The organism is Bowmanella sp. JS7-9, from assembly GCF_004329715.1.
In the GTDB taxonomy this organism is placed as follows: Bacteria; Pseudomonadota; Gammaproteobacteria; order Enterobacterales; family Alteromonadaceae; genus Pseudobowmanella; species Pseudobowmanella zhangzhouensis.
In genome coordinates this window covers 44,416-56,613 of the sequence record NZ_JXSY01000011.1, presented here as the reverse complement: position 1 = coordinate 56,613, position 12,198 = coordinate 44,416, and the positions used below count along the sequence as shown (strand labels likewise).

Below are 12,198 nucleotides of genomic sequence, written 5' to 3'. Positions count from 1 at the left end.
TCTCGTTATAAACCAAGCAGTTGCCTGGCCTTAGCCAATACAGGATCGGCACCGAAACTGTGGTTAGACAGCACAATCAATGTGTATTCCGTATCCTGATACATCTCCATCTGACTACTGACGCCAGGGAATGAGCCGTTATGCCCGACGACAGGTTTGCCCTTGCGATCCCATACGATAAAGCCGAAACCATAATTTTGCGCGCCAAATTCCGTTTTAGGCGTCATCGCCAATTGCGTTAATGACTTACCCAATAATTGATACTGCTGCAGGGCCCTGGAAAAGCGGAAAAGATCTGACACGGTAGAGTATCCGCCACCGGCGGGCCCGCCTTTTTTATCATGAATAAACAGATTATTGCGCCACTGATCATGTAATCCATCAAATGAATAACCAATTGCGGCATTTTCTACCGGAAACTGCAGATCCAGACTCTCAGTCAGGTTCATACCGGCTTTCGCAAAGACATTATCCCTTACCACCTGATAGTAAGACTGGCCCGTCAACTGCTCCAGCACCAGACCAAGAATATACATTCCCTCATTGCTGTAGCGGTATTGCGTGCCAGGGGTGAAATTGAGCTCAATGTCAGCCAATGAATTAAGGCACAACGATTTATCTGCGCTGACTGAGTCGTCGCCAACCGGGCAATTAAGCGCTCCAACGCCAGAGGTATGTGATAACAAATGCTGAATTTCCACCTGAGCCAGCAAGGTGTCCTGACGCTTAAGCGGCAATATATCGATGAGTTTATCCGTTAGTTTGAGCTTGCAGGATTCCACCAGTTGTAAAATCGCCACACTGGTGAACATCTTATTCATCGAACCCAGATTGAAACGGGTATCCAGATTAACCGGCACATTAAAACGCTTGGATGCCATGCCTACAGCCTTTCGCAGCAAAACCTCATCGCCTTGTGCAATCAATACTGAGCCGGAGAACACATCATTGGCTGCAAGAAAATCGACATAGGCAGCTAATTGCGCCATCGCCTCGGTTACTGTGGGTTTAACCTTGAACTGACTGTCATCCGTGTGGGCGCGGATGCGAATACGGGTAATTTTTTGTGGAAACGAGTCGGTATACGAAAGTTCAATACGATAGGGCATTTGCGTATTTGCAGATTGAACGTACACCTCCGCCGCGACAACCCCCTCATTCACCTCCAGGACACTGGCAGACAATAAATCAAAGCTACCGTGAAAGTGACTTTCTGCCGCCAGATAACCAGCATACATCTCCAAGCCAATCCTTTGCAGCGTGGGCTCGGCGAGTGTGGCGGCGGTAAATGCACGGATCTGGGAATAGTGATGAGAATTCATCGCCTCAAACAGGTGATTCGCCAGCATAACAGTCAGGCCTTGTCTTACCCCATTGCACCACTGGCAGACATTGCCTTCCGCCAGATCGAGTGCATTCTGGTAAAGGCGCTGGGCGTTGATTTGATCCCCCTGTTGCAACGCTTGCTGAGCGCGTTGAGCTAGCCTTTCTGGATCCTTGTTGTTTTCCTGCTGCGCAGCGGCAGATGCCATTCCACCGCTCACTATGGCAATGATCAGCATCACCTTGCTCAATAAAAAGGAGGATCTCACGCCTTCTTTCCTTTCCAATTATTTAATTCATTGATTATTAAGAAGGTTTTGGAAAAGGATTACAAGCAATTCGGAGATTTTAAGACTGCACGCTGGATTATCAGTCAATATCAATTGGCATCTCGTGAGTGCGGCAATCCCTGTGCTAGGCTGTAAATGAAACAACAATGTGAATAGCAACTATGCGACTAACGTTACCAAGCGTATTAATACTTTTTCTCACATTAGCGAGTGCGTCTGTCGTGCGGTCGCAATCTGTGCAACTTGTACCTGCTTATGCATATCATCTTAAACCTCCTTTCATTCTTGATATCACTGCTGAAAAAGGCCTGTATTTTGATCTGTCTACGGTGTTATCCACACCGGGAAAAATTGAATTTTATACCGTGTTTGTACCGCGCAAACGGATAGAGCGTATGTTGGAAAGTAAAAAGCTGGACGGGATTATTATTGGTGTTAATCCAACATGGTTTGGCGATCTAAACGAAAACAAATACCACTGGTCACCAGCCTTTTTCCATGATCGTGATGAATTTATTTCTCTACCGAAAAACCATTTCGAATACGTAGATGACGAATCACTCCAAGGGCACATATTGGCGGGTGTTCGCGGGTTCTACTACCACCATGTGGAGAGTTTAGTTCGCAACAACAATATGCAGCGCATAGACACAATAGGTGAGCACGAGGTATTGCAACTAATTTTGCGCGAACGAGCCGACATTGGCATTGTCAGCCGCTCCACCTTTGATTACCTGCGAACACACGAGCATCCCGAATTTAACTTACTGCATGTGTCAACCAAACCTCATGACAGCTTTGCCCGCCGCATCCTTATCATGCCAGAAAACAAAGAACTCGCTGAATATATCGATACAAGACTGCAATCAGAAGATTTCCGGCAACGATGGCAAGCCGTGCTGGACAGTTACGCGGTTAAAAACAATTATTAAGGCCAATTCGCAAAGTGGCGCGCACCACTGCCACAGAATCCTCACCAAAGCCATAGCGTTAAACTCAGAGGATAACCCACTGCCATGACAGCTAACCTTGAAGGATAGGTCGCTAGCTCTGTAACAGTTGCAGTTAAGCAGACATAAAAAGGCCCCGCAGTGCGGGGCCCTTATCAGTTACTTTCAGTCTTTAGAAGCTGAACGATACGGTCGCTTGAACGCGACGCGGATTTTCATGGCTACGGTATTCACCCAAAGCCGAACTGTTATAGCGTGGCTCAGGGTTGTAACCTGTTTGCTTATCAAATACGTTGAATACGTCCAAACGCAGTTTCAAAGCATAACCCTCTGAAATATCGATGTTTTGGGTGTAGTTCAAGTCCAATTGCATATGGCTTGGTGTTCTGCGGCTACCACGAGGCTCCAGATACTGGGTACTCGCCCACTGATGCTCCCAGGTGTGACCAGATTGGTAGTACGCCAGATAACCCAATGATGCATTCCATGGCAGCTCGTAAGCACCGAAGCTCTTTAACTGCCAGGTGCGGTCTGCGCGCAGATCGCCTGAAGTTAAGCTACCCCACAATTGGCCGTAAGAGGAGTCTCCAATGTTCGACGAACCAATGAATGTCCCTTGGTCATTATTGAAACGTGTGGAGTTGTCCTGGTCGAAGTTACCGTAGTAATGACTCCATACCAATGAGGTCGTTGAGAAGAACTTATCAGATTTGTAGTCAACTTCCAGACTTGCTTCCAGATACTTAGTGAAGGCACCATCCATCTGCGCGATAACATAGGTACGCTGGCCAACCAAGTTGTTAAGCGGAATGTACAGCTCTTTTGGATCGGGTGAGTCAAACGCTCCCGCATTGGCTGCAGCAACCAGGTCAGGATATAAATCTGCAAACCCGGCATACGCGCCCTGATAGTAGTCTGCATCATAAACGATGCGAGAGTCGTTGTTGGTATCTTCCCAATAATTCCAGCTACGACGATAGCGTAGGTGGTTACGAATGGTCCATGATTCGTCCAGCGCCATTTGGTGACCAACCATAATCTCCTGAATGGTTCTTGGATTCAGGTCATCTGCAAACAGCTTACCAGTAGAAGAAATGTTGGTTTCGGAATCAAGATAGTTGCCGCTTTCATCAAAATAAACCCAGGTAGTACTACCACCGGTATTACGATCCCACGAGGCTGCGCGAGCAAGTGAACTTACCGCTGGGTTATATCTTGCAAAGCTTGCAAACGCAGACGCATTTTCGCTGTATTCCCAGGTAGCGGTTAAGCGAGGCTGGAATGTCTCACCGAAGCCCACTTTTTTCATCACATAGGATTCACCGCGCGCCTCTTCCCAACCAGAGCTGGTGTCGGCTTTGCGTAAGCCCTGGCCAATAATCTCGTCTTGACTGATTAAGAAGCCAAGATCAAAAATCCAGTCTTGCCAATAAATCGTATCGTTAAACGCAATATTTTTTGACTTCGACTTTGACACCAGTGGGCCAGTCAGACCGCCAGCGCTGAAGCCGCGCGTTTGAACCGTCGCTCGATAAACCGTGCCAACAGGCGCAGATTCAGTGCCCGGTGCAACAATACCACCCGCGTCCTGATCTATGCCGCCCCAATAAGAAATCGTTCCCCAACCATTGGAGATACGATAAAGCTCTTCTGAACCTTCTTCAGCCTGAAAGCCAAAATACAGTTCATGGGTCATGTTGTCAGTTTCAATGACGTGATTCAGCGAGATTTCAAAGTTATTGCTTAAATAGGCGTTGTCGTTGATTGTCGAATTAGCACCAACTGCACCCAGCGCTTCACCATTGATACCATAGGCTGCAATAAGCGGCGCCGCACCGGCATTGTAAGCGTCGATCAGTGCTTGTTCGGTAGCATCAGCACCTGTTCTGGTTTCAAGAGACGGCACAACAAAGTAACCCTGGGATGCCAAGTCTGCTACGTTCAAGGTTCCACCAGACTGACCGCTAAACCCTAAATTGGTAATCGGGAACGAGCCCGTAGACTGCTTGGTATCGGCATAAGAAACGTTCAAAGTCGTACTGTCATTAATGATCCACGACCCATCAAATACCAGTACTTTAAAATCGTTAACGCCGTCGTATGCGGTAGAAACCGTATTGTTTTCGAAGATACCCTGGTTAGTGGTGGTAACTTCTGAATTACGATAGCTTGCGTTTATCAGGATGTCTTCGGTTGGCGTCCAGGTAAACTTACCGAAATATTCTTCACGTTCGTTAGTAATGTCAGGTACCGAGCCGCGCGCGTTTGTACCGCTTTCTTTAGAGTCATTGCGCGTGTAGTACGAACCGTAGAAATACAGCTGATCTTCAATCAGTGGACCACCGGCGCCTACTGTAATGTAAGCAATGTCATCTTCGGTACTCAGGCCATCTTCATCGTCTGCTTGCCATGAGCCTTTTTGCAGGCGATACGTCACATCACCTTTAAACTCATCGGTACCTGATTTACTTTCGGTATTCAGAGTCACACCGGCATTTCGGTTGAAACCAACGGCTCTGGCGCCACCACGCTCAACGGAAACATGGGCAACATCGTGAGTAGATGGGGAAGAAGCCAAAATACCAAACAATGGCACAGACAGGTTTGCACCATCAAATTTGTAACCATTATCCTGACCACTGGCACCAGCACTTGGCCCACGAACACTATCAGACGTAACCTGAACCCCCGGCATTAAGCGAATCAACGAGCTATATTCAACCGCGGTTGGCAATGCAGCTAACTTATCGGCACTAAGAGAGTTACCCAGTGCTGAGTTAGTAGATGTGGTCAAAGCCTGACCATATACCACGACTTTTTCAGTTTCAGCAGAGCCTAATTGAATGTTAAGTGGCGTTTTTTGGTCCAGCAGAACAGCAATACTGATAGTTCTCTTTTCACCACTAGGCGAGGTAAACGTTACTTCATAGTTACCCGGCGGTAATAATTGTAATCGGTAGTTACCGTTTGATTTAGATGTCACGGTGCGGGCTTTTGGCAATACATCACCTTTAACCTCGATAGACACGCCGGCAAGTGGTGAGCCGTCATTACCCATCACCTTACCTACAATCTCACCTACTTGTTGGGCCCATGCATTCGTTCCGACTAGAAGTCCTGCCAGCGTCAAAGCAGAAAGCGAGCTTAACTTCCTCGCTTTACCGCTCGTTTTTGTTTTCATTCTCTTGTTGAAGGCCATAGCTGATCTCCGGGTTATTGTTGTCTGAGTATCGTGTTTTTATATTAAGCAATGTACGGCTAAAAAATAACCTATCATAGTATTAGGCTAAGTAAAGAATTTTTTATTCCAATTCATCGACACTAATTACCCCGTCATCTCAAAGCTGAGCACAGTGTCAATTCAACACGAGGTTTTGACAGATGCCTAAGCCGAAATTAAGCGGCGCCATAAAGAGCGAAAACGCGCCACGAATGAGCGGCAACAACTAAGAAAGCCGCGGCCGAATAACTACCCTGTTTGCGCAAAAAATCCGATTGACGTTCGCCTTAGCTAAAAATACGCGTTGCCATTCTCAGCAATATTGAAAACGCGTCCATTTGCATCCGACATACCATCGATAGACGTACCAGCATGACGCAATTTCTTAACTGTTGGCTTCGCTCAACCCTATGTTTTTCTCAGGTAGAAGCGAATGATGAGGGTAATGAGCTGGTACCAGGTGAGTACCAAATGAGTGAGAAGATATGGGGTTTTATAAGACGCTATGACATCAATAAAATCTCACAAAGTCCCACACCCAATAAGACTTGGTGAGACTTTGTGAGTCCGAAATATTTTCTACTCAATATTCTGAATTTGCTCGCGCATTTGCTCGATCAGTACTTTGAGTTCTACCGCTGACTGTGTGATGTCGGCGTTAATGGATTTGGAACCCAAGGTATTCGACTCGCGATTGAACTCCTGCATCATGAAATCCAAACGACGACCGCAGGCTCCGCCTTTTTTCAGAATTTTGCGGGTTTCGCCAATGTGACTGGTTAAGCGATCCAGCTCTTCTGCCACATCGACACGCTGCGCCAACAGAATCATTTCCTGTTCAATACGGCCAGGATCAAGTTCCACTTTTGCTTCTTCGAAACGACTTTGAATGCGTTCGCGCTGCCACTGCATCACTGCGGGCATATGCTCTTTTACTTTAGCCACTTCCACTTCGATGCCATCTAAACGCTGTTCAATCAATGCTTTAAGGTTGGCACCTTCTGCAGCACGGGCGGCGATAAAGTCCTGTAAACAGGCATCCAGCGCGCTAAGCATTTCTGCCTGAATGCTATCCATGTCGGCTTCTTCAGCACTAATGACACCGGGCCAACGCAGAATATCAACCGGGTTAACGCCTGTGGACTGACCATGTGATTGCACCCAATCGGCAGCATGCAGCAATTGCTTGGCGAGATCTTCATTCAGGTTGAGCTTACCCACCGCAGCGTCATTGGCATTAAAGCGCAACGAGCATTCGACTTTGCCCCGTTGCAGTGCGTTGCGGAAGCGTTCACGTAATACCGGCTCTAAACCACGAAATTGCTCGGGCAGACGGAAGTAAGTTTCCAGAAAACGTTGATTTACAGAGCGGATTTCCCAAACTGCTGTTCCCCACTGGGCCTTATGTTCGCGACGGGCAAACGCCGTCATGCTGTAAATCGCCATATCCTGTTCCTGTTAATTGTTACGCCCGCCAGTATAGCAAGTTAGCCAACCGCTGTTGAGCATTGATTATGCACATCAATTTACTGAAAAATTATTTCAATTCATATAGTTAGCTTTTTAAGCATGCATCGAGATAAATCCATGCATAGATATGCGTGGCTCAAATGCGTGAATGCCGGCATAAGTCACTGAAATCACGCGGCATAATCGGCTATAATCGCCGCAACTTTTTTATGACTCAGGAATTAGCATGCGCCCAAGTGGAAGAACCGCCAGTCAGATCCGCCCTGTAACCTTTACCCGCAATTACACCTGCCACGCCGAAGGCTCAGTGCTGGTTGAATTTGGTAACACCAAAGTGTTGTGTAACGCCACCGTTGAAGAGGGTGTACCGCGCTTTATGAAAGGCCAGGGCAAAGGCTGGGTAACGGCGGAATACAGCATGCTGCCTCGTGCAACTCACACCCGTAGCGACCGAGAAGCGGCGCGCGGTAAGCAAGGTGGCCGCACGCTGGAAATTCAGCGTTTAATTGCCCGCTCATTGCGTGCTGCAGTTGACCTGACCTTACTGGGTGAAAACACCATTATTATCGACTGCGATGTGATTCAGGCCGACGGCGGTACTCGCACGGCATCCATCACCGGGGCCTGTGTTGCCTTGGTAGATGCACTGACCCATATGCGTAGTAAAGGCATTATTAAAACTAACCCTCTCAAGCACATGGTCGCGGCGTTATCTGTGGGTATTTATGAAGGTTCTGCAGTTGCCGATTTGGAGTACATCGAAGACTCGGCAGCAGAAACGGATATGAACGTGGTGATGACTGAAACCGGCAAGCTGATTGAAGTACAGGGCACCGCAGAAGGTGAGCCATTCAGTTTTGACGAAATGCAGGAATTGATGGAAATCGCTCGTCACGGCTTGCGTGAAATTTTCGATCTTCAGAAACAAGCACTGAACTAAGAGGTCGTTATGCAGGATTTTCAGCGCGATTTTATCGAGTTTGCTGTTGCACGTAATGTTTTGCGTTTCGGCCAGTTTACCCTGAAATCAGGGCGCACCAGCCCGTATTTTTTCAATGCCGGATTGTTTAACACTGGCGGTGATTTAGCGCGCTTAGGCCAGTTTTATGCGGCCGCATTGCAGCATGCTGGCATCGACTATGATGTGCTGTTTGGCCCTGCCTACAAGGGCATTCCTATTGCGACCACCACAGCCGTTGCGTTGGCCGACAAGCATGGCGTCGATAAGCCATATTGTTTTAACCGTAAGGAAGCCAAAACCCACGGTGAAGGCGGCAATTTAGTCGGCAGCCCTCTGCAGGGTAAAATCATGTTAGTCGATGATGTGATTACTGCCGGCACCGCCATTCGCGAGTCGATGCAGATCATTCAGGCAAACGGGGCACAACTGGCGGGTGTGCTGATTGCGCTGGACCGTCAGGAACGTGGCCAAGGCACCCTGTCAGCCGTACAGGAAGTGGAGCGGGATTTTGCGACCAAAGTTATCGCCATCGTTGGGCTGAACGATCTCATCACCTATCTGGCAGACAAACCAGAAATGGCCGAGCATTTAACCAATATCCGCGCCTACCGGGAGCAATATGGCATCTGACCCTTTTGCGGCAGCCAACCAGACGCTGGATGCTCTGGGTCTGCGTTGCCCGGAGCCTGTGATGATGGTGCGACTGAATATCCGCAAAATGCAGGACGGCGAGACCTTGCTGGTTATCGCCGATGATCCCTCGACCACACGGGATATTCCGAGTTTTTGTCGCTTTATGGATCACACCCTGCTTGCCAGCGAAACGGACAACAAGCCCTATCGCTACCTGATTAAAAAGGGATTATAAAAAAACCGCCAACTGGCGGTTTTTTGTTTATTACGGTTTTTTAAACTTCAGCACGAATCGATCACTTTCACCGATAGCCAGATATTTGTCTTTATCCTTGTCGCCAAGGGTCAACGACGGCGGCAGCGTCCACACGCCTTTGGCGTAATCTTTCGTGTCTTTCGGGTTATCTAATACCTGGGATTCAGCAACGAATTCAAAACCGGCTGCTGTGGCAGCATCAATCACACTTTGTGTCGTGATATAGCCATTGCCCGGATTTGGCTCTGCCGGGTTATCCCACTGGTGGTCCACCACGCCCAGAGTACCACCCGGTTTTAACGCCGCAAACATGGCCTTGAATGCCAGGTCATTGTGCGAGGAACCCATCCAGTTATGCACATTACGGAAGGTTAACACCATATCCGCACTGCCTGGCGGTGCAACTTCAAGGGCATCAGGTAATTCAAACGTCGTTACCTTAACATCACCAAAACGCTTGGTGTCGCTCACCATTTGCAGGAACTGCCCTAAATAACGGCGCTGATAGCTTCGTGACGGGTTCAATGAATAATGGGCCGCATAGTACTGGCCATGATCTTTCAACGCCGGTGCAAGCACCTCTGTGTACCATCCACCTGCAGGCCACATTTCCACCACTGTCATATCCTGTTTAAAACCAAGAAAATCCAGTACTTCCATGGGTTTACGGTAAATATCGCGGGCTTTGTTATTAGCATCCCTTTTTTCATGCTGCATAGCAGCCTGGATAGCTTGTGCAGTTGCATCGTCCAGTTTGGCTTGTGCGGCAGGTGCTAACAGCGTTGCGCCGATGATTAGGCTAAGTAGGGTTGTTCGCATGTTATGTCCTTATTGTTTGTAAATTTGGCCGTCTTTCATTACAAAAATCACATCTTGCATAGTCTTGATATCTGCAAGCGGATCACCGGCTACGGCGATAAGGTCAGCTAATTTGCCTTTCTCGATAGTTCCCAGCTGATCATCGACTTTAAGCAGTTTAGCGGCATGATAGGTCGCGCTGCGAATGGCCTCAATCGCCGGCATGCCGGCCTCCACCATTAACGCGAATTCCTCAGCATTATCTCCGTGGGCAGACACCCCGGAGTCAGTACCAAACGCTATCTTCACACCCGCTTTGTAGGCCCGGGCGAAGGTTTCCTGAATAAGTGGCCCGATACGCGCTGCTTTTGGCCTGACTAACTCCGGAAAAAATCCATCGATTTTGGCTTTCTCCGCCACCCAGGCGCCGGCCATGATGGTCGGGACATAATACGTACCGTGTTTTTTCATCAGCTTGATGGTGTCGGCATCCATATAGGTCCCATGTTCGATGGAATCTACTCCCGCTTTTATCGCACGTTGCATGCCTTCCGTTCCATGCGCATGCACGGCAACTGTCATACCGTAATCTTTGGCAGTGGCGACAATCGCCTCCACTTCATCTTGCATAAACTGAGGGTTTTGACCCGATTTAGCCACACTGAGCACGCCGCCTGTGGCGGTAATTTTGATTAAATCCGCGCCATCTTTATAACGTTGACGTACCGCTTTACGCGCCTCATCCACGCCATTTACTACCCCTTGTTTGGGGCCTGGGTCCGCTTCAAAGCGGCGCGATTGGCCATTAGTGGGGTCAGCATGACCACCGGTCGTAGCAATAGACTTCGCGGCAGTGTAAATGCGTGGCCCATCAATCATGCCTTTGTTGATGGCATTTCGCAGCGCAACCGTTTCGTTATACCCATCGCCTAAGTTGCGAATGGTGGTAAAGCCTGCCAGTAAGGTTTTTTCAGCGTACATCACGCCTTTAAGCGCATAATCCGCCTCATTAAGAGTAAAGCGCTCCATATATGACGCCTGACCATTATTTTGCGAGCTGATGTGCACGTGCATGTCCATCAGGCCCGGCATAACTGTGGCATCCCGAAGGTCAATAATCGTGTCCTGATCACTGGCCTTTTTAAAGCCCGACTCCACCGATATGATTTGGTTTCCCTCGATTACAATTGTCATGCCGGATTGCACCTGGTTATTGGTGGCATCAATCAACTTACCAGCATGAATCAGCGTTGCGGCATAGGCATTAGCGGTCAGCATAGCGGCACTTACAATGGATAATCGGAGTAACCTTCTCATTGGATATTGTCCTTACTGGTTTGTCAGCAACGCACGCAACTGACGTAATTTCACTTTCACTCGACGCATATTTTCCGGGCCCATACGAATCAATTGCTTTTGCACAGGCGACAAGGCTTCAATACGCTCATCAGCAAACTGATACATCACACTCTCAGTTTTAACTTCAATCGGGGTTGGCACTTCTGGCGTCGCCAACAGGTGCTCAACTGCGTCCATCAACACGTCCTCAAACGCCACACGACGTGAACCAATCTCCGCGTATTTTTCCTGCATGGCGGGTAACAAACTCTGGTACATCGCGATTAACTGCTGGTTGTCCATAGCATCCAACAACGCCACATAGCCGTCATAACGCTGATAGCTTTGCGCATCAATCCATAATCTGTCCGCCTGCTGGTATACCTGAAACTGCCCCTGCGGCGCTTTAAATAACCTGTGATTATTCGCCAGTTGTTGGTTAGCAATATTGTCGATTTGTACCACTAAGCGGTTAAACAAATCTGACGATACCACCAGACGGGCAATCTGCTGCTCAGCGGCATCAAGGGTCACAGCCTTTAGTTCCTCAAACAGCGATTTGTCATCGGTTTCAGGCACTGTCTGCGCAGGTGTGGCTTCAACAATCGGCTCTGGCTCTGCGTTTATTGGCGGCTCCGCCTCTACAGGCTCTGGCGTTGTCTCTGGCTCTGGTTGGATCACAGGCTCCTCAACCTCAGGCGCAACCGGAGATTGCTCCTGTGCTATTGGCGCTGAGTCGACTTTTTCAGGTTCAGCAGGTCGCCAAAAATACAAAACGGCGACAAGAATAACGAGTACACCGGCAACAATAATCGACCCCAAGGGTAACGACGCTTTGTCGGTTTCAGCATGTGACATTTTTTCTCCAACCCAAAAAACAATGTTGTGGTTTAAAAGACCACAGAAATTTCAATTAGTTGTATTAAACCAGAGCTATTTGCGCTGTACATAGGATTACG

At 48.4% G+C, this 12,198-nt stretch carries 10 protein-coding genes; 4 read left to right on the top strand and 6 right to left on the bottom strand.

Annotated features, from left to right (window positions below; translation table 11 throughout):
* Positions 1-5 precede the first annotated feature (5 nt).
* Positions 6-1,592, bottom strand: coding sequence for a serine hydrolase (locus TK45_RS05685; RefSeq protein ID WP_131257676.1), 1,587 nt, complete (start codon positions 1,590-1,592; stop codon positions 6-8).
* Positions 1,593-1,774: 182 nt separating this feature from the next.
* On the opposite strand from TK45_RS05685, the gene TK45_RS05680 reads away from it, so the two are divergent.
* Positions 1,775-2,545, top strand: coding sequence for an ABC transporter substrate-binding protein (locus tag TK45_RS05680; protein ID WP_131257675.1), 771 nt, complete (start codon positions 1,775-1,777; stop codon positions 2,543-2,545).
* 190 nt (positions 2,546-2,735) lie between these two features.
* Here the strand turns inward: TK45_RS05680 and TK45_RS05675 are convergent, their stop codons facing one another.
* Both TK45_RS05675 and TK45_RS05670 read right to left on the bottom strand, forming a co-directional pair.
* The gene (locus TK45_RS05675; protein WP_165490713.1) at positions 2,736-5,744 is read right to left on the bottom strand and encodes a TonB-dependent receptor; all 3,009 of its coding nucleotides are present in this window, start codon (positions 5,742-5,744) and stop codon (positions 2,736-2,738) included.
* A gap of 618 nt (positions 5,745-6,362) precedes the next feature.
* On the bottom strand, positions 6,363-7,229 hold the full coding sequence (locus TK45_RS05670; RefSeq protein WP_131257673.1) for a YicC/YloC family endoribonuclease: 867 nt from the start codon (positions 7,227-7,229) through the stop codon (positions 6,363-6,365).
* Positions 7,230-7,479: 250 nt separating this feature from the next.
* On the opposite strand from TK45_RS05670, the gene rph reads away from it, so the two are divergent.
* The 3 genes from rph to tusA are packed head-to-tail and all read left to right on the top strand — an operon-like array spanning position 7,480 to position 9,082.
* Positions 7,480-8,193: a ribonuclease PH gene (gene rph, locus TK45_RS05665; protein WP_131257672.1), complete on the top strand. Its 714-nt coding sequence runs from the start codon at positions 7,480-7,482 to the stop codon at positions 8,191-8,193.
* A gap of 9 nt (positions 8,194-8,202) precedes the next feature.
* A complete protein-coding gene (gene pyrE / locus TK45_RS05660; RefSeq protein ID WP_131257671.1) occupies positions 8,203-8,844 on the top strand; it encodes an orotate phosphoribosyltransferase in 642 nt (213 codons plus the stop codon).
* Positions 8,834-9,082: a sulfurtransferase TusA gene (gene tusA, locus TK45_RS05655; protein ID WP_131257670.1), complete on the top strand. Its 249-nt coding sequence runs from the start codon at positions 8,834-8,836 to the stop codon at positions 9,080-9,082. Before pyrE ends, tusA begins: the two co-directional genes overlap by 11 nt.
* Before the next feature lie 30 nt (positions 9,083-9,112).
* On the opposite strand, the gene TK45_RS05650 is transcribed toward tusA, so the two are convergent.
* Genes TK45_RS05650 through TK45_RS05640 form a run of 3 tightly spaced genes read right to left on the bottom strand, consistent with a single transcriptional unit; the run spans position 9,113 to position 12,097 of the window.
* A complete protein-coding gene (locus TK45_RS05650; RefSeq protein WP_131257669.1) occupies positions 9,113-9,922 on the bottom strand; it encodes a class I SAM-dependent methyltransferase in 810 nt (269 codons plus the stop codon).
* A gap of 9 nt (positions 9,923-9,931) precedes the next feature.
* A complete protein-coding gene (locus TK45_RS05645) occupies positions 9,932-11,218 on the bottom strand; it encodes an amidohydrolase family protein (RefSeq protein WP_131257668.1) in 1,287 nt (428 codons plus the stop codon).
* A gap of 12 nt (positions 11,219-11,230) precedes the next feature.
* Positions 11,231-12,097: a DUF3014 domain-containing protein gene (locus TK45_RS05640; protein ID WP_131257667.1), complete on the bottom strand. Its 867-nt coding sequence runs from the start codon at positions 12,095-12,097 to the stop codon at positions 11,231-11,233.
* Between the last annotated feature and the right edge of the window lie 101 nt (positions 12,098-12,198).

Excerpts from the sequence above, each read along its gene's own strand:
- TK45_RS05680 (WP_131257675.1), top strand. The coding sequence starts at position 1,775 with ATGCGACTAACGTTACCAAGCGTATTAATACTTTTTCTCACATTAGCG.
- TK45_RS05675 (WP_165490713.1), bottom strand. The coding sequence starts at position 5,744 with ATGAAAACAAAAACGAGCGGTAAAGCGAGGAAGTTAAGCTCGCTTTCT.
- TK45_RS05670 (WP_131257673.1), bottom strand. The coding sequence starts at position 7,229 with ATGGCGATTTACAGCATGACGGCGTTTGCCCGTCGCGAACATAAGGCC.
- rph (WP_131257672.1), top strand. The coding sequence starts at position 7,480 with ATGCGCCCAAGTGGAAGAACCGCCAGTCAGATCCGCCCTGTAACCTTT.
- pyrE (WP_131257671.1), top strand. The coding sequence starts at position 8,203 with ATGCAGGATTTTCAGCGCGATTTTATCGAGTTTGCTGTTGCACGTAAT.
- tusA (WP_131257670.1), top strand. The coding sequence starts at position 8,834 with ATGGCATCTGACCCTTTTGCGGCAGCCAACCAGACGCTGGATGCTCTG.
- TK45_RS05650 (WP_131257669.1), bottom strand. The coding sequence starts at position 9,922 with ATGCGAACAACCCTACTTAGCCTAATCATCGGCGCAACGCTGTTAGCA.
- TK45_RS05645 (WP_131257668.1), bottom strand. The coding sequence starts at position 11,218 with ATGAGAAGGTTACTCCGATTATCCATTGTAAGTGCCGCTATGCTGACC.
- TK45_RS05640 (WP_131257667.1), bottom strand. The coding sequence starts at position 12,097 with ATGTCACATGCTGAAACCGACAAAGCGTCGTTACCCTTGGGGTCGATT.